This window comes from Xylanibacter oryzae DSM 17970, from assembly GCF_000585355.1.
Lineage (GTDB): Bacteria > Bacteroidota > Bacteroidia > Bacteroidales > Bacteroidaceae > Prevotella > Prevotella oryzae.
In genome coordinates, this window is sequence record NZ_KK073873.1 from 993,072 (window position 1) to 1,018,319 (window position 25,248).

A 25,248-nucleotide genomic window follows, 5' to 3' on the forward strand; every position below is an offset into this window, starting at 1 on the left:
TTTTCTTTCTGAGACCATATACCAAAATGCCGATAAGTACTTTTATTTATGTGTAATCTAGGTGAAAGCATATTAATATATGAAATACGGTATCCAGTAGTTACAAATTCCCCAAAGGGCTATATCGTAAGAATAGATGGAACCGTTATAGTAATTTATACTTGGAACTAAAGCATTAGGAGTAATAGATATTGAAAAAATACCAGAGCACAAAAGCATAAGGGCAGAGTACTACATAAGAATATCAGTTTGAACAACAAAGAAAGTGATGTTATTTAAAATCAATACTAGCATATCCAACTAATAGATCTGTTCTGCCACCTAATTTTCTATAATATACCAGTGCTTGATATTTGTTCTCAGTTTGATAGAAAGATGGCTCAATTCCATCTGGGAGATATTTTCCTGTATTATCAATAACGATGTATCGATATGAGTAATATCCCTGTTTTTGCAATAATGAGATATTGTAACTTCTGTCTTTACTTTCGTAAGACATTTTATATTCACTAGCATCATAATTGTTTGTCCAGTTGCCGTTAATCATAATACAGCAGTTCTTATTAAGGAAGTCTATTTGTTTTATATTGTCTGAATCCATTTTAAGTTTATAATTTACCTGTACATAATCACAAGTTATATCATTATCTTGATTGGTACTATTGCGTACGCAAAAAGCTCCATTTGCATCTTCATCATAAATATAGTTTATTCTAGGAAAATTAACAAAAGGGAAAACATTATATTTATTTCCATCCCAAGTTATATGTTCAATGCCCATAGTTGGGTGATTTGTTGATAAAGCCTCGAATTTGTAGTATTCATTTCCGGCATTGAATATAAGATTTTTATTATGAATCCATTTTATACCATCATTTCTTATATAATCTGGTTTAGCATCTGTAATACTTTCACCATTTAGTCCATTCTGAATAACTATTGTATGGATTTGTTCTATAGGATTAGTAATACTTATTCCATTATAATTTACATCCATATTAACTTGTTGATGACTTCTATTGATATCAATATCCGTGTTTGTAGTAATACTAAGTCCAACATTCATCAACGGCTCAAGTATCATAAATCTAGCTTCAATTACTTTTTTATTATTTTTATCTTGATCAAAGACAAGAAGTTTATAATTTCCACTCATTGTCAGTTTGCACTTTTCATTAGGTATCGTAATTGAATAATGAGTGTACGGAACATTAGTATTAATAGATTCCTCATAATTGTCAATAGTGTTATTATTGAATCCATTTATGTAATCAGCTTCTAGTAAATTATTTGAAAGAGCCCAATTCGCGTCACAATGTTCTATTTTGTATATATATCTGTGATAGGTATGCGAAAGTTGGTCAAATGACACATTTAAACATTCATTGTTATTAAGTTTCATTATTGGTATTGACAACCAATCATCGTTGATAATAACTTGAAGTGACTTTATATCATTATCATAAATGATATGTGCACTAATTCTACACGCTGTTATGCAGATAAATAATAATAATAAGGACTTTTTCATAGTGATCAAACATATTATGTCACAAAAATACGCAATAATATAATAAAAAAGAAATTCCCACAACATATTCTGTTGTGGGAATTCATTATTAAAGAATCTTTGATTACTTTTTATTGATAGCCATATCTACAGTTACTGCAACAGCAACAGTAGCACCAACCATAGGATTATTACCCATTCCCAGGAATCCCATCATTTCTACGTGCGCAGGAACAGATGAAGAACCTGCAAACTGAGCATCAGAGTGCATACGTCCAAGGGTATCAGTCATACCGTATGAAGCAGGACCAGCTGCCATATTATCAGGATGAAGAGTACGGCCTGTTCCACCACCTGAAGCAACTGAGAAGTAAGGCTTTCCAGCGAGTACACGTTCTTTCTTATATGTACCAGCTACAGGATGCTGGAAACGTGTAGGATTAGTAGAGTTACCAGTGATTGAAACATCAACACCTTCCTTCCATAGGATAGCAACACCTTCGCGTACATCATCAGCACCGTAGCATTTTACTTTGGCGCGAGGACCGTCTGAGTAAGAAATTTCCTTAACAACATTCAATTCTGATGTATAGTAGTCAAACTTAGTCTGAACATATGTAAAACCATTGATACGGCTGATAATCTGAGCAGCATCTTTACCAAGACCATTCAGGATAGTGCGCAATGGATTCTTACGAACTTTGTTTGCCATCTCTGCAATTTTGATAGCACCTTCTGCTGCTGCAAAACTCTCGTGTCCAGCTAGAAAAGCGAAACACTGTGTTTCTTCGCGGAGCAAACGTGCAGCAAGATTACCGTGACCGATACCAACCTTACGGTCGTCAGCTACTGAACCAGGAATACAGAAACTCTGTAGGCCAAGACCAATAGCCTCTGCAGCATCAGCAGCAGTCTTAACACCTTTCTTTATAGCAATAGCTGCACCTACAACGTAAGCCCATTTTGCATTCTCAAAGCAAATACCCTGAGTTTCCTCGCAAATTTGATAAGGATCAACTCCAGCGTTTTCGCAAATTTGATTAGCCTCTTCGATATCTTTGATACCGTTAGCGTTCAAGGCAGCTAGAACTTGTTCGATTCTACGCTCCTGACTTTCGAAATTAACTTTTCTAATCATATCTGTATCTCCTTATTCTTTACGTGGGTCAATACTCTTAACAATTCCCTGCTCTGCAGTTGTACGTCCATAAGAACCTGTGAATTTTTTCACTGCCTCGTTTGCGTCCATACCCTTTTTAATTGCTTCCATCATCTTGCCTAGGTTCACATATTCGTAACCGCAAACAAGATTTTCTTTGTCTAGAAACATTTTTGTGATGTAACCTTCTGTCAACTCAAGGTAACGTGTACCTTTAGCTACTGTTCCATACAAAGTACCTGTCTGGCTACGCAGACCTTTACCAAGATCTTCAAGTCCAGCACCTATAACTAGTCCGCCTTCGGAGAAAGCACTCTGAGAACGACCATAAACAATCTGCAGGAATAGTTCGCGCATAGCTGTATTGATGGCATCACATACAAGGTCTGTATTAAGAGCTTCAAGGATAGTTTTACCTGGTAGAATTTCAGAAGCCATTGCTGCTGAGTGTGTCATACCAGTACAACCGATAGTTTCAACTAGGCATTCCTGAATAATACCTTCCTTAATGTTCAGTGATAATTTACAAGCACCTTGTTGTGGTGCACACCAACCCACACCGTGGGTATAACCAGAGATGTCTTTAATCTCTTTGGACTGAATCCATTTTCCTTCCTCAGGAATTGGAGCTGGTCCGTGGTTAGGACCTTTAGCGACAACACACATGTTGTCCACTTCTTTAGAATAAATCATATTCTTTCAGTTTATTAAATGAATATTTGATATTGATATCTATATTCGAATACATAATTATATAAATAATCTTCTTTGTTTTCAGTCGCAAAGTTACAATAATTATCGAAGAATACCAAGAAATGATGATTGTTTTTTATCTCTTTAACCACAATATTATAATTGTGAAAAGTAAATGTTATTATGTTTAGTTATGATGTATACCTTGTACATCAAATACATATCATGATATTTTTTTATCTGTATAAGACGCTAAATATATTTTTCCACTTTACTATAATATTGGCTATAGAATGTTGTATGAGAATACAATATTAATTCTGATAACAGAGATTATATCCTATGACTTTTATTAGCTATGCTTCAAATATTTAATTCTGCCAGAGATTACTTTGACTTGATAAGTATTATAAAAGTTGTATATTACATCACACGCTACGATAAACACAAAATTATTTTGCTACTCTGGATAGACTAATTTGTACATATTACTGTTTGAAAATTTATAACACTATTGCATTTAGTTATATTGAACTGTGGCAAATGTTAAAGAGGTAATTTTTGTATGGTTTATCTTTCTGTCTTTTTATTTTTTTTATCATGAATGAGCTTTTTCCAAAGATATTGTGTAACTTTGCAGCAATGTGATACAGAAAGCATTTATATGAAAAAAATTATTATAAAAGAGAAAGACCTTATGGCTGCTGCCAAAGAAGGTATGGATGCATTTATAGGCATATTTGCTGATACCATTAATAAAGCTATTGGAGGTCAATTGACAGCTAACAACATGAGTGAGCTGAATTCTGATCAAATTACCCTTCTTGCATATATAGATCTACGCAATGAAGTTATGGATGGAGGATTTGTACAGCTTATACATAATGGTTATGGAGCTTTTATCTTTATTAATCCTTTTGCAAAGATGCTTAAAACGTGGGGGCTTAGAGAATTGTCTAAACTTGTTTTTGATGCAAGTCATCTTTATAAGAAGTATCATGAAAATATTGAAAAAGATTGTACAGATGAAGAATTTATGGCATTGTTTGAACAATTCCCTGAATTTGACGATGTTGATGATGAATTTGTCGAAAATGAAGAGCTGTGGACAGAAAATATAGCTAGATATATTGATGAAAATGTTGATAAGTTTGCTGAGATAGAAAAAGAAAATGAATAAGAATGAACAATTAAATAAAAAAAGTCCTGTAAATATAAAAAACAAGAAAGCTTCTTTTGAATATTTTTTTGTTGATACATTTACTGCGGGTATAGTACTTACGGGTACGGAGATTAAATCAATCCGTATGGGTAAGGCTTCTTTGGTAGATACTTTTTGCTATATTAATAATGGAGAATTATGGGTCAAGGGTATGAATATCAGCCCATATTTTTATGGTTCTTACAACAATCATGAAAGTAAAAGAGATAGGAAATTATTAATGACAAAGAAAGAACTTCTAAAACTAGAAGCTGCTACAAAGCAGACCGGATTTACAATAGTGCCTACATTGGTTTTTATAAACGAAAAAGGTCTTGCAAAGATAAATATAGCTTTGGCTAAAGGAAAGAAAGAATTTGACAAGAGACAGACGCTTAAAGAAAAAGAAGATAGGCGGGAAATAGATAGAGCTATTAAGAGATTCTAAAAATATAAATTGGTATTAGTATGACACTTAAGGATGTAGCTAAAAAACGTATTCTGGTTTTAGATGGTGCGATGGGTACTATGATACAATCATACAATCTCACGGAAGAAGATTTCAGAGGAGTCTATTTTAATGATAAAGTAGGACAAATGAAGGGAAATAATGATATGCTTAATATCACACGTCCGGACGTTATTGCTGATATCCATCGTAAATATCTTGCAGTTGGAGCTGATATAATCACAACAAATACTTTTAGCAGTCAATGCGTTTCTGAAGCTGATTATCATCTTGAAGATTACTGTCGTGAGATGGCTTTAGAAGGCGCCCGTATAGCGCGAAGAGTGGCTGATGAGTTTCCTAGTGTAGATAAACCGAGGTTCGTAGCTGGTTCTGTTGGACCCACTAATAAGACATGCTCAATGAGCCCTGATGTAAGTAATCCTGCTGCGCGTGAAATAACATATGATTTATTATTTAAGGCTTATTACGAGCAAATAGATGCACTCATTGAAGGTGGTGTAGACATAATTCTTATTGAAACAATTTTTGATACGCTTAATGCCAAAGTAGCATTAGACGCAACAGAAAGAGTTATGTGCAACAGAAATATTTCGTTACCAGTGATGTTATCAGTTACTGTCAGTGATTTAGCCGGTAGAACTTTAAGCGGACAGACATTAGAGGCATTTTTGGCAAGTGTTAGCAGCTATAATATATTTTCAGTTGGTCTTAATTGCTCATTTGGTGCAAGACAAATGAAAGTATTTCTTGAGCAACTAGCAAAAAAAGCTCCATATTTTATATCAGCATATCCAAATGCTGGTTTGCCTAACAGCATGGGATTATACGATGAGACGCCTAAATCGATGGCTACTCAAATAGCAGAGTTTATAGACGAAGGTCTTGTCAATATTATTGGAGGATGTTGTGGAACAACTGAAGAATATATAGCAGAGTATATCCCTTTAGTTGAAGGCAAAAAACCGCATGAACCAAATAAAAAAGCCGAAACGATGTGGCTTAGTGGACTAGAACTTCTTGATGTGACACCTGAAGTCCATTTTGTAAATGTAGGTGAACGCTGTAATGTAGCTGGTTCTCGAAAATTTTTACGACTTATAAAAGAAAAAAAATATGAAGAAGCTGTCTCAATAGCACGAAAGCAAGTCGCTGATGGAGCACTGGTCATAGATATAAATATGGATGATGCATTACTAGATGCAAAGGCTGAGATGGTTAACTTCTTGAATATGATAGCAGCTGAACCGGATATAGCTAAGGTTCCTATAATGATAGATTCTTCAAAATGGGATGTAATTGTTGCAGGACTTAAATGTTGTCAAGGCAAATGTATAGTAAATAGTATATCGTTAAAAGAGGGGAAGAATGCGTTTGTTAGTCATGCTAAAGATGCAAAAAGGCATGGGGCGGCTGTAGTAGTTATGTGTTTCGATGAGGAAGGGCAGGCTACAACTTACAAACGCCGTATTGATATAGCCAAACGGGCTTATGATATATTAGTTTCTGAAGTTAGATTTGATCCTATTGATATAATATTTGATCCTAATATCCTAGCCATTGCTACAGGAATGGAAGAACATAATAATTATGCTTTAGATTTTATTCGTTCAGTTGGTTGGATAAAGAAAAATCTTAAAGGTGCACATGTTAGTGGTGGTGTAAGTAATCTATCGTTCTCGTTTAGAGGGAACGATTATATACGTGAAGCTATGCATGCTGTTTTTCTATATTATGCTATTCAACAAGGAATGGACTTTGGTATTGTAAACCCAGCTACTAAGGTGATATACAGTGATATACCTCAAAAACAACTTGAAGTAATTGAGGATGTCATTTTAAATAGGAAAGATGGTGCTCAGGACCGTCTTATTAGCTTAGCGGATAAAATAAAAGAAGAACAAAATTTAGAAAATAATGGTATAGATGCAACAACTGTAAGTTCTGTCAAAATTGATTCATGGCGAAATGGTTCATTATCAGAACGTTTGGAGTATTCACTTATGAAAGGTATAGGAGAATATATTGATGTTGACATCGATGAAGCGCTAAAGACTTATAATCATGCAGTTCAGATAATAGAAGGGCCATTAATGAGCGGAATGAATAAAGTAGGTGAACTTTTTGGATCTGGAAAAATGTTCTTACCACAAGTAGTTAAAACCGCTCGTACTATGAAACAAGCAGTAGCAATATTACAGCCATATATTGAAGCCGAAAAAAAAGATGGTGCGACTAAATCAGGTAAAGTCTTATTGGCTACTGTAAAAGGAGATGTACATGATATTGGTAAAAATATAGTTGGAGTAGTGATGGCATGCAATAATTATGAGATAATAGACATGGGAGTTATGGTTCCAGCTGAGCAAATCGTTAGGAAAGCAATTGAAGAACATGTAGACATAATTGGATTAAGTGGCCTTATAACACCTAGCCTTGAAGAGATGGTACATGTCGCCCAAGAAATGCGTAAAGCTAATCTTAACATTCCTATAATGATAGGTGGTGCAACTACTAGTGAATTGCATGTAGCACTAAAGATAGCACCAGTATATAACGGCCCTGTCGTATGGATGAGAGATGCAAGTCAGAATGCATTAGTTGCTCCAAAACTTATAAATGATAATGAAAGAACAAGGATTAAAGAAAACCTTGATAAAAAATATGAAAATCTTCGTGAAGAATATAGAGAAGAGCAACAGAAAATAATATCTATTGAAGAATCTAGAAAAAACAAATTGAATTTATTTTAATTATGATTATTGGTAGTAAAATTAAAAATATAGTTTTTGATCTTGGTGGTGTTATTATGACTATAGATCAGCAACAGGCTATTAAAAGATTTGCCGAAATAGGACTAACTGAAGTTGAAAAGCATCTTGATCCATATACGCAAAAAGGCATTTTTGGAGATTTGGAAGAAGGAAAAATTAGTGCAGATGAATTCCGTATAGAACTAGGTAATATTATTGGTAAAGAACTTACATTTAAGGAGTGTGAACATGCATGGTGCGGATATTGTAAAGAGCTTCCGCAGAGGAACTTAGATGTTTTAGTTAAATTAAAAGAAAAGGGATATAATTTAATATTGCTTTCTAATACAAATCCTTTTATTATGCATTGGGGATTAAGTGAAAACTTTGATGGAGTAGGGCATTCTTTAAATTATTATTTTGATGCTTTATATCTTAGTTATAAAAATAAAATGATGAAACCAGACGAGAAATTTTTCTATAAGATGCTCATTACAGAAAAAATTCAACCTCATGAGACACTATTTGTTGACGATGGACCACGCAATGTTGCAGTTGCAAGTAAATTCGGAATAAATACCTTCTGTCCTAAGAATGGTATTGATTGGACAGAAGATATATATAATTATTTAACTTAAGAAGGCTTCTGCCTTTTTGAGATCTTCAGGGGTATCTATCCCTATTGTTTCTATCTCAGTAAGGCCTACTTTGATTCGGTATCCATTTTGCAACCATCGTAATTGCTCCAAATTTTCAGCCTTTTCAAGGCTAGATTGCGGAAGGCTAGTTATTTCAGAAAGAACATGCCGCCTATAAGCATATAAACCTATATGCTTAACAAATGGATACGATTCTAACCATTGAGTCTTTTCTTTTCCACGTATAAACGGTATTATACTTCTACTAAAGTACATTGCGTAATTTCTGTTGTCTATTACTATCTTTGGTGAATTGGGATTTTCAATAGCCTCCATGCCCATATCTTGTGTAAATGGTTTACCAAGAGTTGCTATTTGTGTTTCGCTATCATTAAAACATTCACAGACAGTCTTTATTTGTGAAGACTGTATAAAAGGTTCGTCCCCTTGAATATTGATTACTACATCGAAATCTCCGCCTATATTTTTTACGGCTTCCTCAATGCGGTCGGTACCACTTTTATGATGTGCTGAGGTCATAACAACATTTCCTCCAAAAGATTTTACAGCATCATAAATTCTACGATCATCCGTGGCTACATAGACATCATCCAATACGGATTTAACTTGTTCATAAACTCTCTGTATAACAGGCTTGCCTGCTAATAAGGCTAGTGGTTTTCCTGGAAAACGTGTAGAAGCATATCTAGCTGGTATAATTCCTATAAATTTCATTTCAATATTAATTTATCGACGCAAAGTTACATAAAAGATACAATTAATCAGTTAAAAAATCTAATTAATTTTGTAGTCTTATAGTTTTTTGCTAATTTTGAAAATGAAAAATAACAAGACAATGAATTTAAATCATAAGATACTAGCTATTTTAATTGCACTTTTTCCTATTACTGTGTTTGCACAGAAGATAACTCTGGGTTCTTGTACTACAAAAGATAGTGGAGAATACAAGGGAGAAATGTTAGGAGGCAAACCAAATGGTAAAGGTTCCACCATCTATAAAAACGGTGATACTTTCGAGGGCGAATATGTAAAAGGAAGGCGTCAAGGTTATGGTATATATTCTTTTTCTGATGGTGAAAAGTATGAGGGACAGTGGTTCCAGGATCAACAGCACGGAAGAGGTACATATTATTTCATGAACAATAATAAATATGTAGGACTATGGTTTCGTGATTATCAGCAAGGCCATGGAATTATGTTTTATTATAATGGAGATAAGTACGAGGGCAGTTGGTTCCAAGATCATCGTAACGGCAAAGGACGTTATACATTTGCTAGTGGTGCATACTATGAAGGCGATTGGAAAGATGATAAGAAAAGTGGTAGGGGATTTTATGATTGGGGTGATGGTTCAACATATGATGGAATGTGGTCTAATAACCAACGTTCTGGTAGAGGGACATTTCATTATGCAGATGGAGATGTCTATATAGGTTTATGGAGCAACGATATACAGAATGGTAAAGGAATTTATAAATTCCAAAATGGAGATGTCTATGAAGGAGACTATGTGCAGGGAGAAAGAACTGGTGAAGGGATCTTTAGATATGGGAATGGAGATCGTTATACAGGACATTTCTTGGAAGGAAACAAAGACGGAGAAGGAACATTGGTCTGGAAAAACGGGAACACCTATACTGGCGAATGGAAAGGGGATAAACCTAATGGTCATGGTAAATTGACCATGAAAAACGGAGATGTCTTTGAAGGTGATTTCTTAAATGGTAAAATTGACGGTGAAGGTATAGCTCATTATGTAGATGGCTGCAAATTTAAAGGCACGTTCAAGAACGGCAAGAAAAATGGAAACGCTATCGAAGAAGATAAAGATGGAACTCGTTTTGAGGGGTCATATACGAATGATATACGTGATGGTAAGTTCATTGAAAAAGATAGAAATGGAAATATTACGGCTAAAGGAACTTATATTAATGGAAGAAAAAAAATAGATCAATAAAAAATTATATTAAAAACCGCATTTAAAACAAATTATTATGGTAATCGACACATTAGAAAATTTAAGTAAATATGTTTCACTCAATCCAATGTTCGAGAAAGTTGTAGATTTCATAAAGAACAACGAACTAGCGAATATGGAAAATGGTAAATATTCTATAGACGGGGATAAGTTATTTGTCAATATTACAACAGCCAAAGGTAAAGATCCATATGAGGCTGTTTTGGAAACACATATAAAAATGATAGATATCCAAATACCTCTAGATACGCCTGAGACATATGGATATACACCTTTAACTAATTTACCTGAATCAGAATATAACTCAGACAAAGATATTGCAAAATACGAAGGACCTGCAGAAAGTTTTGTTACATGTAATCCAGGCATGTTCGCTATATTTTTTCCACAAGACGGTCATGCCCCATGTATATCGACAGTACCTGAAATACATAAAGCTATATTCAAGGTATGTGTTAAATGAAAATATTTTAAACCATTTATTATGGCAGAAAAAAAAGTAAATGTCAATAAGACGAAGTCTTCTAAATCCGTGGAAGTGCAGACTCATATAGGTATCGTTAATAACGATTCTTGGTTAGAGCCATTCGAAGACGCAATACGATGCAGGCATGAATATGCTTTGTGTAAAAGAAGTCAGTTGACAAAAGACGGGGACATACCTTTGTCTGATTTTGCCAGTGGATATAAATATTTTGGTTTACATAAAACTGAGAATGAATGGATTTTTCGTGAATGGGCTCCAAATGCCACCGAAATTTATCTTGTTGGAGATTTTAACGAATGGAAGGAAAACGACAACTACAAGTTAAAACGTATAACAGGAACTGGAAATTGGGAAATTAAAATACCTAAAAGCTCCATAAAGCATGGTGACTTATTCAAAATTCATGTACATTGGAATGGCGGTGATGGTGAACGTATACCTGCTTGGGCTCAGAGAGTTGTACAAGATGAAAATACAAAAATATTTTCAGCACAAGTATGGAATCCTGATATCCCGTACGTTTTTAAGAAGGAAAAATTCAAAGCAAATGTGGGGCCACTTCTCATATATGAATGTCATATTGGTATGGCACAGGATGCAGAAAAAGTAGGAACTTATGTAGAATTTAAAGATAATGTATTGCCGCGTATTATAAAGGACGGATATAACTGTATACAGATAATGGCAATACAAGAACATCCTTATTATGGTTCATTTGGTTACCATGTGAGTAGTTTCTTTGCAGCTTCCAGTCGATTTGGAACTCCAGAAGAACTGAAAGAACTTATAGACACTGCACATCAACACGGTGTGGCTGTTATTATGGACATCGTACATAGCCATGCTGTTAAGAACGAAGTTGAAGGCCTTGGTAATTTTGCCGGTGATCCGAATCAATACTTTTATCCTGGTGGGCGCCACAATCATCCGGCATGGGACAGTCTGTGTTTCGACTATGGCAAAGATGAAGTAGTACATTTCCTATTATCAAATTGCAAGTATTGGCTTGAAGAATTTCATTTTGATGGATTCCGTTTTGACGGAGTTACTTCAATGTTGTATTATAGTCATGGACTAGGTGAAGCCTTTTGCAATTATTCTGATTACTTTAATGGTCGTCAAGATGATAATGCTATTTGTTATCTGACATTAGCCAATAAACTTATTCATGAAGTCAATCATAATGCGATTACCATCGCAGAAGAAGTTAGTGGAATGCCTGGTCTAGCATCAAAATTTGAAGAAGGAGGCTATGGTTTTGACTACAGGATGGCAATGAATATACCTGATTATTGGATAAAGACAATAAAAGAAAAAAAAGATGAAGATTGGAAACCTAGTTCAATATTCTGGGAATTGAACAACCGTAGGGCTGATGAAAAAACAATAAGCTATTGCGAGAGCCATGATCAAGCCCTTGTTGGTGATAAAACTTTAATTTTCAGACTAATTGATGCCGATATGTATTGGCATTTTAAAATTGGAGATGAAAATGATAAGGTGAATCGTGGCATTGCACTCCATAAAATGATAAGGCTAATAACATCATCGACTATTAATGGTGGTTATCTTAATTTCATGGGCAACGAGTTTGGACATCCTGAATGGATTGACTTTCCGCGTGAAGGAAATGGTTGGAGCCATAAATATGCTCGCCGACAATGGAATTTAGTTGATAATAAAGACCTGTGCTACCATTTTCTAGGAGATTTTGACAGAGCTATGATTAAGTTACTAAGAGGCATAAAAAATATACAGAATACAATAGTAGAAGAAATCTTGAGTAATGATAATGATCAAGTGTTAGCTTATAGCAGAGATGAATTTTTATTCGTTTTTAATTTTAATCCTACACAATCATTTAGTGATTATGGCATTCTTGTTCCAACAGGTTCATATGAAGTTGTTTTGAATACTGATGCAAAAGAATTCGGCGGAAATGGTTTAGCAGATGATAAAGTAGTACACCTTACAAATTATGATCCTCTATATGTAAAAGACCACAAAGAGTGGCTTAAATTGTATATACCAGCTCGTTCAGCTGTAGTATTAAAGAAAAATTGATAAATGAATTTTATATATCACAAGAAAAAAGATAGTACACGCCCTATGAGGGTATTATGTGCTATAGTATTTATAGTTTTCAGTTTCATATATTTATATGATTTTCAGGATGATCTGTTGTCAGTGGCGCAACATGTATGGAGTAGTGGACAGACACATTATAACAGAACTGTAGGTGCAATAATTATAACTATTGTGCTCCAGATGTTGCAATATGGAATATATTCAATAACTAAATTGCACAGACGATCACATGCTCTATCTTACTTGCCATCATTTCTCTTGTTGATGGTCATTAGTTATATAACTCCTGATATTGATAAACATTCTTCGTTTATGACATGGTTATGGCTTGCACCAGTTATCTTAGTAATATGGTATGGGGCTGTTTGGGCTGCAAAGCAATTTGAACCTTATGAACCAGAGATGAATGATAAAGGCTATTTGTCAAGATTGATGTGGGTCAACATGATAGAAATTATAATTATGATGTTTGTGGTATGTCTTGTTTGTGGTAGTAATGATACTTTCAGATACCGTATGAAGTTGGAAAATTATATCATTAGTAAAGACTACAATAAAGCAATTAAAGTTGGAATTGGTCAGGCTAAGACAGATTCAAGTCTTACTATGCTACGTATTTATGCATTAGCGCACGAAGGAAGGCTTGGTGACCATTTATTTGAATATCCACTTGTAGGAGGCTCACACTCTATGCTTCCTAATGGAACTTCAGTAAAATGTATGATGTATTCAACTGATAGTCTATATTCTTTTTTTGGTGCCAAGCCAAAGGAAGTTTTGGAGCCAAAAGCTTATTTTGACCTTATGATAAAGAAAGGATATCCAAGTAGACAATTATATGACTACATCATATGTGCAGATCTGATGGACAAAAATTTAGATGCTTTTGTTAAAGACATTAGAAAATATTACAAAATAGGAATTAACATACCTAAGCATTACCGGGAAGCTCTAACCATTTATACTCATCTGCGTGCTAATCCTGTTATTGTATATCACGACAATATAATGGATGCAGATTTCCAGGATCTTCAAGATCTAATTAAAAAGAATCCAGATTTAAGACTTAGAAAAAATGCTATTAAAGATACATATAATAACACTTATTGGTATTACTATATGTATGGTAGTAAATAAATCAAATATGGCGCTGAAGGAATATACTGTCTGTTATGCAAGCAGGCAGCTCTTCCTTATAATGCGTTACCATTATAAGAGTTTTATTCTTTCGCATACAGAATGTTTCTATTATATCTTTAACCATTCGTCTGTTTATATTATCTAAACCATGTAGTGGCTCATCAAGAATAAGCAATTCTGGATCTTTGACGAAGGCTCTAGCTAAAAGAACTAGACGCTGTTCTCCACTTGACAATCTCAGAAATGTACGATCTTCTATGCCACTCAGACCGAAAATGTTCATCCACCATTTACAACACTCATATTCAGATTTATCAGGTTTCATGTATAATCCAACTGAATCTTTTAGTCCGCTAGCTACAATACGTATTGCCGGTAGGTCCTTTTGATATGCGCGATGCATTTCAGGAGATACATAGCCTATATGTTTTTTTATATCCCATACACTTTCACCAGATCCTCTTTGATTTCCAAAAAGCAAAATGTCACAAGCATAACTTTGAGGGTTGTCTGCACATACAAGACTAAGCAAAGTACTTTTCCCTGCTCCGTTCTGGCCACTTAGAGCCCAACGTTCTCCATTCTTCACAGTCCAGTCTAATTCTTGCAGAATAGTTCTTTTGCCATATCTTATAGAAACCTTATTCATTTTTACGACCTCGTTGGTATCGTATTCTTTGTTAGTGTATGGCAAATTAATAATTTCTTGTCTTTTTTCGTTGCTTAATATATGTGTAGAAATCTCTTTTCTTGATTCCAGATATATTTTCTTTGTAATTTTAGCGAATACCTTCATATTCTTTACTTCAACAACATGAGTAATAAAATCAGGTATGTCATCAACCTTGGATAATACGAGGATGATTTGGAGTGCCCGCTCATTAGATAAAGTTTTTAGTAAATCTTTTAATTGATCGCGTGTCTGTGGATCTAATCCAATAAAAGGATTATCCATTATGAGCACACGAGGGTCGGATAAAAGTGTTTTTGCTAATTGAACTTTTCTCAGTTCTCCACTAGATAATAATATTATGTATTTGTCTAGTAAATTATTCATGTTAAAAAGTTCATACAAGTGTTTTTGAAGTTCACGGCGTTCTAGTGTATCTTCACCAACAAGGTTATATGCTTCTTCTAATTGTCTACCTACAGTAGGTGTATTTTCGTCAATATCATGTTGATTCCATCTTTGTTGAAGATAATAAGCGCCATCGCTTTCACCATAAGAATCACGAAAAGTTATATATTTGATATTTTCAGAAACTAGTTTCTTTTTGCTTGGCGTAAAATCATACATTGGCTCTGTCATTAAAAGAGGATGTCTTCCTATGATTATATCTATAAACATTGACTTACCTCCTCCGTTTGGTCCTACAACGGCAATATGTTCACCTTCAACAGCTTCAAAATCAACAGGTTCAGCCATACGCCATTCAGGCATACGAGTAATACCATTATGTACCTCAATTATTTTTTGCATAGTCTATCTTGATTCTTATTTACAAAATCTTTCCACCCGTTATAATTTTTGTCACTAACAGGTTTGTCTATTTGCATGAAATGGCAGTATGCTGCACCCAAAGCATCGGTAGCATCCATAAAACCTCCCATTTGATCGTCTGGTATATGTAATATTTTTTGCAACATCCCGGCAACTTGCTCTTTCGAAGCCTTGCCTTGACCAGTTATTGCCATTTTGATTTTAAGTGGGGCATATTCATGAATAGGCACACCATGATGTATAGCGGCTGCAATTGCAACTCCTTGAGCTCGTCCTAGTTTCAGCATAGATTGTACATTTTTGCCAAAGAAAGGTGCTTCAATAGCCATTTCATCTGGTAGATATTCGTTGATGATACCTGTAACACGTTCAAAAATGTGTCCTAATTTTATGTAAGCATCACCCATTTTACGTAAGTCAATAATGCCCATTGCTACCATCTCAGCCTTATTACCTTTTACCTTAATGACACCATAGCCCATAATATTGGTACCAGGATCAATGCCAAGTATAATTTTTTCAGCCTTTTCCATTATCGCAGATATGGATTCGAAAACATTTCCTCACGTATAGTTGTCTGCTCACCGTGTCCCGTCATAACAGTTGTGTCCCAAGGCATTTTTGCAATTTTCTGATGTAAACTATTATTTAAATCTTCAAATGAACCAAGTTCAAAATCAGTTCTGCCTATACTAAAACGAAACAAGGTATCACCAGAAAAAGCCAACTTCTCTTCTTTACAATAGAAAAATACAGAACCAGGTGTATGCCCTGGCGTAGAAATGATGGTAAACTTATGATTACCAAATTCAATGACATCATTTTCTTTGAAATATAATCCTACAGGTGGAATTGATTGCTTGTAGTTTATCTGGCAGAAGTCCATTGCTTGCTCTTTTAACTTACTCATAAGAAACTCATCTTCAGCACTTATTTCCGGTTTTAACCCGAAAGTCTTATATATTGTGTCGTTACCAAAATTATGGTCAATATGTGCATGCGTAACAATAAGATGTTTCGGAATTAGATTATTTCGCGTTATATAGTTTACAATCGCATTGCGCTCTTCTTCATATAAAGCGCCACAATCGACAATGACACATTCATTGGTTTCATCATTAACTACGTAACAATTTTCACCAAACATGTTACAGACAAACTTTTGTATATTAATCATACTGGCAAATATATTAAATATTTATCTTCAAACCATTTTTCATCGAAATAACTTATAATATCCGTTTTCTCGGCAATTTTTTTATACTTGTTGATTTCATTTTCCAAATTGCCTCCTTTAAGGCAAATTACCCCGTTTGGAATAGCATTGTGCTGTTCTTTTGAAACATTTTTTCTGACAATCTTGAGTAAATCGGGAAGAGGCATAACAGCTCTGCTTACGATGAAATCGTATTTTCCTTTTTCGTCTTCTCCACGAAGATGTTCGATATTGACATTCTTTAGTCCGATGGATTGAGCAATTTCTTTAGCAACCATTATCTTTTTACCAGTTCCATCAATAAGTTTAAATTTGCACTCTGGAAATAATATGGCCAAAGGTATCCCCGGGAATCCTCCACCTGTACCAAAATCAAGAATGTTAGTGTTTGATTTGAACTTTATCATTTTTCCTATTGCTAATGAATGTAATACATGATGTACGTACAGATTATCAATATCTTTACGTGAAATCACATTTATCTTACTGTTCCAGTCTCGGTACAGTTCATCCAATGCTTCAAACTGATTCTGCTGTTCTGCAGTAAGTTCTGTGAAATATTTATTTATAACATCCATATGCAAATCATTTTATTATTTAAAATTCTTATTAAGAATCTTGCTTAAATCAGAGTATTCTAGTTTTATTTCTATTTTCCCAATAGAATAAGGAGCAATTTCATATGGATTATATATGAAAGTTATCGCATCATCACCAATAATAAAATTTTCTGGAGCGTAAATGTCTTCAGAAACGAGGTATCCTTTGCTCTTAAGTTCATCAACATTTTTTGTATCAGTCTTTTTTAATAATGCATCCAGTAGTAAACCATTAAGCGCATTTTCATAACCGGGAACAAAAACATCATTTATATTAATTACTTTACCTGTATTTTTATCAAAGTTAATTACTATTGTTTGTGTAATTCCGTGTGCGCCACCCTCATAGAAATTTTCTTTAATAAGATAGACTACAATACCGTTTTTTCCTTTATTTGTCTCACTACTTAAATTATAAAAGAATTGGTAAGTTTTTTTCTTTTCCGGATTTGATTTGTCTTCTTTATAGAATGGTCCATAGTTGGTCTTATAATCGTCCAAATATTTATTAGTGAACGAGTCTACTGCATTTTGTGCAGACAACTTTTGCATAGCAAACAGCTTGTCAATTATTGCACTATTAATCCTTTTACCAATAATTCCATCTGCATTTGTTGCGTATAACAGTTGAATATTAACCTTGCATTGTGGTGAATTAGGACCAGTCTCTATATTCGTTGACTTATTAACTTTTATATTTTCAAAAGTAATATTTTTGCCTTCTTTTGTTTTTTTAATGCAAGAGTTTAGAGTTAAACTTGCAATCGACAAAGACAAAATTAATGTTCCAAAAAGAACTTTTTTCATTTTTATTATCTTTAGTATTGTCTCAGAGCAGACAATAATTCATTATTTTCATTTTTTGTACCGATCGTTACGCGCAAACAATTAGTACACAATTTTATTCGTGTACGATTACGTACTATTATACCTTTTTCTACGAGATAATCATATGTTTTTTGAGCATCAGTCATCTTGGCAAGAAAAAAGTTTGCATCAGTATGATAAATCTTTTCGCATATAGGTAATTGTTTGAATGCGTCAATCATCCGCGAACGCTCGAGTAGGAGAGTACGCACCCACTTGTCTACCTCAAAAGGATCTTTAAGAGCTTCAAGTGCTTGGTTCTGTGTAAGATTATTTATATTGTAAGGGTATTTAACTTTATTGAATATTTCAATTATATCTTCGTTGCCGAAAGCCATACCTAGACGAATTGCTGCACAACCCCATGCTTTGCTGAATGTATTTAATACAATCATGTTTGGATGCTTGTCTAGCTCATCTCTCATAGGCTTCTGCGACGAGAAGTCTGAGTAAGCTTCGTCAATGATAACTATTCCATCGAACGAATCAACCAATTTTACGATTTCATCGCGATCTATATTGTTACCAGACGGATTGTTTGGTGAGCATACCCATATAATTTTAGTGTTTTCATCGGTAGCAGCAAGCAACTTCTCTGCAGATATCTGATAGTTATCGTCCAATAATACAGGACGGTATTCCACATCATTTATGTCAGCACAAACCTTGTACATGCCATACGTAGGTTCTATCGCAACAACATTATCAATCCCTGGGCTGCAGAAACAGCGATAAGGTAAATCTATAGCCTCATCACTTCCGTTCCCCAAAAAGATTTGTTCGGGCCTAACACGCTTTATCGGTGCAAGTTTTGCTTTTACCTCCAATTGTAATGGATCAGGATATCTATTAAATGGTCTATTATAAGGATTTTCGTTAGCATCCAGAAATACGTTGGCAACATGACCACTGTATTCATTTCTGGCACTACTATATGCAGCTAGCGACCATATATTTGGTCTTACCAATTCTTTCAATGATTTCATATTACTTGTTTTTAATATCCATAATGCGTACAGTCATAGCATTTTTATGCGCCATTAACTGTTCATTCTCTGCCATAACTTCTACTGCGTGTCCTATGCTTTTTATACCATCTTTAGTTAGATGTTGAAATGTAACCTTACGGTTATAACTGTCTAGATTTACGCCATTGTATGCCAATGCATAGCCATGAGTTGGCAAAGTATGGTTTGTGCCGCTTGCATAATCACCGGCACTTTCGCATGCATACCCTCCAAGAAATACACTTCCTGCATTTATGACTTTATCAACAAGAGATTCATAATTATCAATAGAGATAATTAGATGCTCTGGGGCATAAGCGTTACTTAGTTCCATGGCTTCTTTCATATCGCTTACCAATATAAATTTGCTATTATCTAAAGCTTTGGCTGCTATATCTTTACGTGGCAGAATGTCCAGTTGTGCTTTAAGTTCTTCATTGACCTTATTGAGGAATTCCTCAGAAGTGGTAATCAATATGACCTGTGAATCTATGCCATGCTCAGCCTGAGATAATAAGTCAGCCGCAACAAACACATGATTGCTTGTGTCATTTGCAATAACACAAACTTCAGATGGGCCAGCCGGCATATCAATAGCTACGTCGTGAAGAGATACTTGTTGTTTGGCAGCCATTACATATTGGTTACCAGGACCAAATATTTTATAAACCTTTGGAACAGACTCTGTTCCGTAGGCCATCGCACCGATAGCTTGAACTCCACCGGCTTTATATATTTTATTGACACCTGCTATTTTAGCAGCAACCAAAATAGCAGGATTAACCTTTCCTTCACGGTTAGGCGGAGTACATAATACGATTTCTTCACATCCTGCAATCTTAGCCGGTGTAGCTAACATAAGCACTGTACTGAATAGTGGCGCAGTACCACCAGGTATATATAATCCTACTTTTTGTATTGGTATTGATTTCTGCCAACAAGTAACACCAGGTTGTGTCTCTACTTTTTTACCATCAAACTCCTGTGATTTGTGAAATTCTGCTATATTGTGATGGGCAAGAACTAGTGCATGATGTAAATCATCATTTACTAAACCTTCAGCTTCATTCATTTCTGCTTCAGATACAGCTAATGAAGTCATGTTTACATGATCAAACTTTGATTCAAATTCAATAACTGCAGCATCACCTTCGTGCTTTATTCTCTCAAGCACATTTTGCACTGTAGCATTCAGTTGAGAAACATCCAGATGCGGACGCTCCAGAATGCGACTCCATTCACTCCTCTTCGGATACTTGATAATGTTCATATTATTATAATATCATTTTTTCAATTGGTGTAACAAGAATACCCTGTGCACCAAGTTCTTTTAACTTGCCTATTATTTCCCAAAAGCATTTCTCATCGAGAACAGTATGAATTGAACACCACTCATCATCAGCCAATGGTATTATAGTAGGGCTCTTTATGCCTGGTAAAACCTCTACAATTTCTCTAAGATTAGATTTGGGAGCATTCATCATTACGTATTTCTTATCTTGAGCACTTCTAACTGCATCAAATCTGAAGAGAAGCTCCTGTAGAGTCTTCATTTTGTCTTCATCCATTTGCTTATTGCGTATCAGGAGAGCTTCACTTTTCATAACAACTTCAACCTCCTTTAGATTATTGCTAACTAAAGTTGATCCTGAACTGACAATATCAAAAATGCCATCAGCCAGACCTATACCCGGTGAAATTTCCACGCTACCTGTTATAACATGAATATCTGCTTTAACATTGTTCTTATCAAGAAACTTGCGTAGTATCATTGGATATGAAGTCGCGATTTTTTTCCCATTAAACCATTCTACACCTTCGTATTTAGATTCTTTAGGTATTGCAAGACTTAGGCGGCATTTACTGAATCCAAGCCTATCTACAATTTCAGCATCTTCATTACGTTCCTTAAATTCATTTTCGCCTACAATACCAAGATCTGCTACACCACTAGCCACACTTTGTGGAATATCGTCATCACGAAGATATAACACTTCTACTGGAAAGTTGGTAGATTGCACCAGAAGAGTGCGTTTACTTGAACTCACTTTGATGTCTGCTTCACTGAGCAGCGCCATTGTGTCTTCGAAAAGACGACCTTTTGATTGTACGGCTATACGCAACATATTTCTATTTTTCTAATTAATTGTATGCAAAAGTACTGATTTTATTATTAATTTGCAAGAAAATGACTACTTTTGCATCTAAATTAGATAATGAAGGTAATAAATCTGCATAAATATATATAGAACACTATTGAAAAAAATTATAACCATAATATTTTTATCAGTCTTCTTTCTTTCTTCGTGTTCAAATAAAGAAAGTAAAGCTACTGCTCCATGGGGAGAAACAATGAATGATACAGTTAGCAAATCGAAAAGCTTTACGATGAGTGATATTGTTAACAATGGTGAGCTGATAATGCTTACTATGAATGGTCCTGAAAATTACTATGAATATCATGGTGCCGGATTTGGAACACAGTATCTTCTATGTGAAAAGTTTGCTCAGAAGTTAGGGGTAAGTTTGCGTGTTGAAGTGTGTAGAGACACTGCCGAATTAGTTAGAAGACTAAATAATGGAGACGGAGATATTATTGCCTTCCAATTGCCTAAAAACATAAAGGGTAGGGGCTCTCTTGTTTATTGTGGAGCACGAATTGATAGTCTTCATACGCAATGGGCGGTAAAAAAAGGTAATATGGAATTGGCTGATACATTAAACAAATGGTTTCGCCCGGAAATGGTAGCTCAAATAAATAAGGAAGAGACATATCTGTTAAGTAGTGGAAGTGTACGCCGGCATGTTTACTCTCCTATGCTAAGCAGTAAAGGTGGAATAATATCTAAATATGATCATCTGTTTATGAGTTACGGTTCTGCAATAAGATGGGATTGGCGTTTGTTAGCTGCTCAATGTTATCAAGAGTCTTGCTTTGATCCTAAGGCAACGTCGTGGGCAGGAGCTTGTGGACTTATGCAGATTATGCCGTCTACCGCAGCACACTTGGGATTGCCTACAGGAGATCTATATGATCCGGAAGCGAATATCTCTGCCGCGTCAAGATACTTAATAGAATTATCTAATAAGTTACGTGATGTTCGAGACCCAATGGAGCGTACTTATTTTGTTCTGGCTTGCTATAATGGTGGTTATAATCATGTACGTGATGCAATGGCCTTGACAAATAAAAGCGGTAGGGATCAGTATCGCTGGGCTGATGTTTCATACTATATTTTACAGTTGTGCAACGCCCGATATTATAATGATCCAATTGTTAAGCATGGATATATGAGAGGAACAGAAACAGTAGATTATGTAGATAGGATACGTCAGCGTTGGGCGCAATATAGGGGAGTGGCCCGTCCTGGTAGTTTTAGAGGAGGTTCACACCATATTCCATCTTTTAACAGCGATTATATGACACCCCATCGGGCAAAGAAACATTACAGATTTCATGTATAATGATTAATCACTAATTTGAAGTTATTTCTTTACAAATTTGATTACAGCATCATTAGCCTTAAGTAGGTATATGCCAGTATTCAACTTATTTATTTTCAAATCAGCACGAGCCGCTATTGCTATCGTTCGCATCATAATTTTTCCATAAATGTCATATATGAAGAGATTTTGGTTCGGATTCAAACCGTCTATGATCAAATCGCTCCCCTGAAATCCGGCAATAGAAAAAATCTTAATATCATTGATGTTTATTGAATCTGAAATATCCATTATAACTTTTGATGCTTCACGAGATGTACTACCGTCACTCCAATGAAAAAAAATCTTATCACCATCAAATGTTATTTGATTTACCTTCTTATCAATATTTTTCCCATTAATGGTAATATTATGATAATTATTTTCTGCCAATACGCACAAAGGACATGACAGGAGGAAATATAAAATTATTGATTTAAGATGCATAATGTAACAATTTCATTATAAGATTCTCGTTGCAAATATAAAGAAAAATACTATATAAATCATCATGGCATAATTAAAAAAACTAAAATTCCTATCAATTTAGCAGTAAAATTAAAAATATATACAATATTTCTATATATTTATTGTACGTTTATATTTAATGAGTACATTTGTACGAAAATTTAATCAACGTCTTTAATAGACAAATGTATATTTAACCATTTATAAAAACAAAATTAATAAACCTATGACAAGCGTCTTCAAGTTTTTTAGGCGCATATCTTTAGTATTTATCTAAAATACAAGCATCATGCATGTTACTATGATTAACGAACATATAGAGGACGGTCGACTCGATTCCTTCCCGAATCTATATTTCGCAGTGCCCACCGACAGATTTCGGAGGAGACGACATGGGTGGACACCTGTAGTCGTGATGATTACAGCGGTTGTGGTATAACAGCATGATGCTTTCTATAAATAATTATTTGTCTTTTCACAAAAGGGTTTGTGCTAAATAGAAGGCAGTTTCATAGCGTGTATCATACAAATACATGGATGATATGATTCCTTAACCATATTCTGAACTATAATACTTATTACGCTAAAGATCTCTCTGAACTGCTTTCTGATAAAAAGAGCTTTGAGTATATTTGAAAATAGTGATTTTCAAAAGATTTATATGAAAAATGAAGAAAACTTTCATATAAACACAAGACTTTGAGTTCCTCATGCTTTTATTTAGATATTTCTGATGTAGCTTGTTGGTATACAACTTTAGCAATATCTGCTATGATTTTATAATTATTCTCTTTACTTTCTTTCGATTTCATAATAAATATGGCATACAGTATTGTGTGATTATCGGGTATCTGCATTACTCCAATATCGTTTACCACATAGCTACCAGGGAAAAAGGCAGAGCCCGTCTTATGAGCTACGATAACATCTTGAGGAATCTCAGTTTTCACCGAACCAGTTGATGTCTCTGTCATTGTCTTAAACAAAAAGTCTCTCGAATCTGACAATAATATCTTTTTCTCATGAAATAATCTTAGCAATTGAATGGCACAAGTCGGCGTTGTCCAATTATAGAATTGAGCAGAAGGAGTAATATGTTGTTCTGCTTCTGTCTTTTTTATTTTCATTTCTGTAAGGCCAAGAGAACTGATATAACTATTAACAGTTGATGTTCCACCTAACAGATGTATGAGAATATCACATCCATTATTGTCGCTTTGTGAAATCGTATAACGAATGATTTCAGACAGAGGCATTTTAATATTGCCTTCAGGATATCTGTCACGAATTGGACTCCATGTTCCAGGGAGCAGGTCTTTGGCTGTGATGAAAATGGAATCATTCAGACTCATCTTTCCTTTATCTACCTTAGTCAAAATATTTAGTGCGATGGGAAATTTAAAAACGCTTTGCATCGGAAAATGTTTATCACCGTTAATATTCAGTGTATTTCCAGTCTGAGTATCATAAATTGCAACACCTATTGTTGCATGTTTCCCTTTAATTATTTTGTTTATTCCTTTTCTGATACCATCTGTTTGTGCAAACGTGAAAGAAGAAACAAAAAGGAATATGAGATAAGAAATTATTCTTTTCATCTTGTTTTATTTTGATTGATTCGTCTGATTATCTATTCTATGCAACGGCTACTACACCATGTGCAAAGATACAAATAATATTAACTCGGCACAAATAATTTACAAAAAAGCATCATCTTATATGGTAATATAATTCTGCTTTACCTTTAAATATCTCGTAACTAATTGACTGATAGCATATGTGGCTGAAGGGTAATTGTACGACTTATCTAATAAAATGTCTGAGGGCTTTGCATATTTTATGGCCTTCACTTTACGGAATATTTTTATAAATAAAATACCACCATGCCACTTTACGCTGTATATTACTGATATTTAACACATTATCCAGTGCAAGTCGTAAATTAATATGCCACCAAACGCCACTGAAAT

The 25,248-nt window shown here is 34.6% G+C and carries 23 protein-coding genes; 9 read left to right on the forward strand and 14 right to left on the reverse strand.

Going from position 1 to position 25,248, the window contains the following annotated elements:
* Nucleotides 1-271 precede the first annotated feature (271 nt).
* The 3 genes from XYLOR_RS04140 to XYLOR_RS04150 form a co-directional block, all read right to left on the reverse strand.
* Nucleotides 272-1,531 carry a type IX secretion system plug protein gene (locus XYLOR_RS04140; protein WP_036877223.1) on the reverse strand — a complete coding sequence of 420 codons (1,260 nt, stop codon included), beginning with the start codon at nucleotides 1,529-1,531 and terminating at the stop codon, nucleotides 272-274.
* A 103-nt stretch (nucleotides 1,532-1,634) separates the two neighbouring features.
* Nucleotides 1,635-2,648, reverse strand: coding sequence for a GGGtGRT protein (locus XYLOR_RS04145; protein WP_036877224.1), 1,014 nt, complete (start codon nucleotides 2,646-2,648; stop codon nucleotides 1,635-1,637).
* 12 nt (nucleotides 2,649-2,660) lie between these two features.
* On the reverse strand, nucleotides 2,661-3,362 hold the full coding sequence (locus tag XYLOR_RS04150) for an iron-sulfur cluster assembly scaffold protein (RefSeq protein ID WP_036877225.1): 702 nt from the start codon (nucleotides 3,360-3,362) through the stop codon (nucleotides 2,661-2,663).
* Between the two features lie 664 nt (nucleotides 3,363-4,026).
* On the opposite strand from XYLOR_RS04150, the gene XYLOR_RS04155 reads away from it, so the two are divergent.
* From XYLOR_RS04155 to XYLOR_RS04170, 4 genes are read left to right on the forward strand one after another with little or no spacing between them, the layout of a single operon-like run.
* Entirely contained in the window at nucleotides 4,027-4,542 is a 516-nt protein-coding gene (locus XYLOR_RS04155) for a DMP19 family protein (protein WP_036877226.1), read from the forward strand.
* Complete coding sequence (smpB, locus tag XYLOR_RS04160; protein ID WP_036877228.1) at nucleotides 4,535-5,011, forward strand: SsrA-binding protein SmpB; 477 nt, start codon at nucleotides 4,535-4,537, stop codon at nucleotides 5,009-5,011. Before XYLOR_RS04155 ends, smpB begins: the two co-directional genes overlap by 8 nt.
* A 20-nt stretch (nucleotides 5,012-5,031) precedes the next feature.
* Nucleotides 5,032-7,785 carry a methionine synthase gene (gene metH, locus XYLOR_RS04165; protein WP_051508851.1) on the forward strand — a complete coding sequence of 918 codons (2,754 nt, stop codon included), beginning with the start codon at nucleotides 5,032-5,034 and terminating at the stop codon, nucleotides 7,783-7,785.
* Nucleotides 7,786-7,787: 2 nt separating this feature from the next.
* Complete coding sequence (locus tag XYLOR_RS04170; protein WP_036877229.1) at nucleotides 7,788-8,423, forward strand: HAD family hydrolase; 636 nt, start codon at nucleotides 7,788-7,790, stop codon at nucleotides 8,421-8,423.
* Here XYLOR_RS04170 and kdsB read toward each other — a convergent pair.
* On the reverse strand, nucleotides 8,415-9,158 hold the full coding sequence (gene kdsB, locus XYLOR_RS04175) for a 3-deoxy-manno-octulosonate cytidylyltransferase (protein WP_036877231.1): 744 nt from the start codon (nucleotides 9,156-9,158) through the stop codon (nucleotides 8,415-8,417). The genes XYLOR_RS04170 and kdsB overlap by 9 nt on opposite strands.
* 121 nt (nucleotides 9,159-9,279) lie before the next feature.
* Here kdsB and XYLOR_RS04180 point away from each other — a divergent pair, with 121 nt between their 5' ends.
* The 4 genes from XYLOR_RS04180 to XYLOR_RS04195 are packed head-to-tail and all read left to right on the forward strand — an operon-like array spanning nucleotide 9,280 to nucleotide 14,134.
* Entirely contained in the window at nucleotides 9,280-10,401 is a 1,122-nt protein-coding gene (locus XYLOR_RS04180; protein ID WP_036880660.1) for a phosphatidylinositol-4-phosphate 5-kinase, read from the forward strand.
* 37 nt (nucleotides 10,402-10,438) lie between these two features.
* A complete protein-coding gene (locus tag XYLOR_RS04185; RefSeq protein WP_036877232.1) occupies nucleotides 10,439-10,885 on the forward strand; it encodes a NanQ anomerase/TabA/YiaL family protein in 447 nt (148 codons plus the stop codon).
* A 21-nt stretch (nucleotides 10,886-10,906) separates the two neighbouring features.
* On the forward strand, nucleotides 10,907-12,973 hold the full coding sequence (locus XYLOR_RS04190) for an alpha amylase C-terminal domain-containing protein (protein ID WP_036877235.1): 2,067 nt from the start codon (nucleotides 10,907-10,909) through the stop codon (nucleotides 12,971-12,973).
* 3 nt (nucleotides 12,974-12,976) lie between these two features.
* Complete coding sequence (locus tag XYLOR_RS04195) at nucleotides 12,977-14,134, forward strand: DUF6057 family protein (RefSeq protein WP_051508853.1); 1,158 nt, start codon at nucleotides 12,977-12,979, stop codon at nucleotides 14,132-14,134.
* 1 nt (nucleotide 14,135) lies between these two features.
* On the opposite strand, the gene XYLOR_RS04200 is transcribed toward XYLOR_RS04195, so the two are convergent.
* Genes XYLOR_RS04200 through hisG form a run of 8 tightly spaced genes read right to left on the reverse strand, consistent with a single transcriptional unit; the run spans nucleotide 14,136 to nucleotide 21,453 of the window.
* Nucleotides 14,136-15,617 carry an ATP-binding cassette domain-containing protein gene (locus tag XYLOR_RS04200; RefSeq protein WP_036877237.1) on the reverse strand — a complete coding sequence of 494 codons (1,482 nt, stop codon included), beginning with the start codon at nucleotides 15,615-15,617 and terminating at the stop codon, nucleotides 14,136-14,138.
* Nucleotides 15,605-16,171, reverse strand: coding sequence for a crossover junction endodeoxyribonuclease RuvC (gene ruvC, locus XYLOR_RS04205; RefSeq protein WP_036877240.1), 567 nt, complete (start codon nucleotides 16,169-16,171; stop codon nucleotides 15,605-15,607). Before ruvC ends, XYLOR_RS04200 begins: the two co-directional genes overlap by 13 nt.
* Nucleotides 16,171-16,815 (reverse strand): MBL fold metallo-hydrolase, encoded by a 645-nt coding sequence (locus XYLOR_RS04210; RefSeq protein WP_036877242.1) that lies wholly within the window; start codon nucleotides 16,813-16,815, stop codon nucleotides 16,171-16,173. The genes ruvC and XYLOR_RS04210 overlap by 1 nt, the downstream gene beginning before the upstream one ends.
* Nucleotides 16,812-17,432, reverse strand: coding sequence for a 16S rRNA (guanine(527)-N(7))-methyltransferase RsmG (rsmG, locus tag XYLOR_RS04215; RefSeq protein WP_036877245.1), 621 nt, complete (start codon nucleotides 17,430-17,432; stop codon nucleotides 16,812-16,814). The genes XYLOR_RS04210 and rsmG overlap by 4 nt, the downstream gene beginning before the upstream one ends.
* A gap of 15 nt (nucleotides 17,433-17,447) precedes the next feature.
* The gene (locus tag XYLOR_RS13260) at nucleotides 17,448-18,260 is read right to left on the reverse strand and encodes an RsiV family protein (protein WP_051508855.1); all 813 of its coding nucleotides are present in this window, start codon (nucleotides 18,258-18,260) and stop codon (nucleotides 17,448-17,450) included.
* Nucleotides 18,261-18,271: 11 nt separating this feature from the next.
* The gene (gene hisC / locus XYLOR_RS04225; protein ID WP_036877247.1) at nucleotides 18,272-19,306 is read right to left on the reverse strand and encodes a histidinol-phosphate transaminase; all 1,035 of its coding nucleotides are present in this window, start codon (nucleotides 19,304-19,306) and stop codon (nucleotides 18,272-18,274) included.
* A 1-nt stretch (nucleotide 19,307) separates the two neighbouring features.
* Nucleotides 19,308-20,597: a histidinol dehydrogenase gene (hisD, locus tag XYLOR_RS04230; protein ID WP_036877249.1), complete on the reverse strand. Its 1,290-nt coding sequence runs from the start codon at nucleotides 20,595-20,597 to the stop codon at nucleotides 19,308-19,310.
* Nucleotides 20,598-20,601: 4 nt separating this feature from the next.
* Complete coding sequence (hisG, locus tag XYLOR_RS04235) at nucleotides 20,602-21,453, reverse strand: ATP phosphoribosyltransferase (RefSeq protein ID WP_036877252.1); 852 nt, start codon at nucleotides 21,451-21,453, stop codon at nucleotides 20,602-20,604.
* A gap of 130 nt (nucleotides 21,454-21,583) precedes the next feature.
* Here hisG and XYLOR_RS04240 point away from each other — a divergent pair, with 130 nt between their 5' ends.
* Entirely contained in the window at nucleotides 21,584-22,792 is a 1,209-nt protein-coding gene (locus XYLOR_RS04240) for an MltF family protein (protein ID WP_051508857.1), read from the forward strand.
* Between the two features lie 21 nt (nucleotides 22,793-22,813).
* Here XYLOR_RS04240 and XYLOR_RS04245 read toward each other — a convergent pair whose 3' ends face one another.
* Both XYLOR_RS04245 and bla read right to left on the reverse strand, forming a co-directional pair.
* Complete coding sequence (locus tag XYLOR_RS04245; protein WP_036877254.1) at nucleotides 22,814-23,257, reverse strand: T9SS type A sorting domain-containing protein; 444 nt, start codon at nucleotides 23,255-23,257, stop codon at nucleotides 22,814-22,816.
* A gap of 737 nt (nucleotides 23,258-23,994) precedes the next feature.
* Nucleotides 23,995-24,876, reverse strand: coding sequence for a class A beta-lactamase (gene bla, locus XYLOR_RS04250; protein ID WP_036877257.1), 882 nt, complete (start codon nucleotides 24,874-24,876; stop codon nucleotides 23,995-23,997).
* Between the last annotated feature and the right edge of the window lie 372 nt (nucleotides 24,877-25,248).

Coding starts and splice junctions, on each gene's coding strand:
- XYLOR_RS04140 (WP_036877223.1), bottom strand. CDS start 1,531: ATGAAAAAGTCCTTATTATTATTATTTATCTGCATAACAGCGTGTAGA.
- XYLOR_RS04145 (WP_036877224.1), bottom strand. CDS start 2,648: ATGATTAGAAAAGTTAATTTCGAAAGTCAGGAGCGTAGAATCGAACAA.
- XYLOR_RS04150 (WP_036877225.1), bottom strand. CDS start 3,362: ATGATTTATTCTAAAGAAGTGGACAACATGTGTGTTGTCGCTAAAGGT.
- XYLOR_RS04155 (WP_036877226.1), top strand. CDS start 4,027: ATGAAAAAAATTATTATAAAAGAGAAAGACCTTATGGCTGCTGCCAAA.
- smpB (WP_036877228.1), top strand. CDS start 4,535: ATGAATAAGAATGAACAATTAAATAAAAAAAGTCCTGTAAATATAAAA.
- metH (WP_051508851.1), top strand. CDS start 5,032: ATGACACTTAAGGATGTAGCTAAAAAACGTATTCTGGTTTTAGATGGT.
- XYLOR_RS04170 (WP_036877229.1), top strand. CDS start 7,788: ATGATTATTGGTAGTAAAATTAAAAATATAGTTTTTGATCTTGGTGGT.
- kdsB (WP_036877231.1), bottom strand. CDS start 9,158: ATGAAATTTATAGGAATTATACCAGCTAGATATGCTTCTACACGTTTT.
- XYLOR_RS04180 (WP_036880660.1), top strand. CDS start 9,280: ATGAATTTAAATCATAAGATACTAGCTATTTTAATTGCACTTTTTCCT.
- XYLOR_RS04185 (WP_036877232.1), top strand. CDS start 10,439: ATGGTAATCGACACATTAGAAAATTTAAGTAAATATGTTTCACTCAAT.
- XYLOR_RS04190 (WP_036877235.1), top strand. CDS start 10,907: ATGGCAGAAAAAAAAGTAAATGTCAATAAGACGAAGTCTTCTAAATCC.
- XYLOR_RS04195 (WP_051508853.1), top strand. CDS start 12,977: ATGAATTTTATATATCACAAGAAAAAAGATAGTACACGCCCTATGAGG.
- XYLOR_RS04200 (WP_036877237.1), bottom strand. CDS start 15,617: ATGCAAAAAATAATTGAGGTACATAATGGTATTACTCGTATGCCTGAA.
- ruvC (WP_036877240.1), bottom strand. CDS start 16,171: ATGGAAAAGGCTGAAAAAATTATACTTGGCATTGATCCTGGTACCAAT.
- XYLOR_RS04210 (WP_036877242.1), bottom strand. CDS start 16,815: ATGATTAATATACAAAAGTTTGTCTGTAACATGTTTGGTGAAAATTGT.
- rsmG (WP_036877245.1), bottom strand. CDS start 17,432: ATGGATGTTATAAATAAATATTTCACAGAACTTACTGCAGAACAGCAG.
- XYLOR_RS13260 (WP_051508855.1), bottom strand. CDS start 18,260: ATGAAAAAAGTTCTTTTTGGAACATTAATTTTGTCTTTGTCGATTGCA.
- hisC (WP_036877247.1), bottom strand. CDS start 19,306: ATGAAATCATTGAAAGAATTGGTAAGACCAAATATATGGTCGCTAGCT.
- hisD (WP_036877249.1), bottom strand. CDS start 20,597: ATGAACATTATCAAGTATCCGAAGAGGAGTGAATGGAGTCGCATTCTG.
- hisG (WP_036877252.1), bottom strand. CDS start 21,453: ATGTTGCGTATAGCCGTACAATCAAAAGGTCGTCTTTTCGAAGACACA.
- XYLOR_RS04245 (WP_036877254.1), bottom strand. CDS start 23,257: ATGCATCTTAAATCAATAATTTTATATTTCCTCCTGTCATGTCCTTTG.
- bla (WP_036877257.1), bottom strand. CDS start 24,876: ATGAAAAGAATAATTTCTTATCTCATATTCCTTTTTGTTTCTTCTTTC.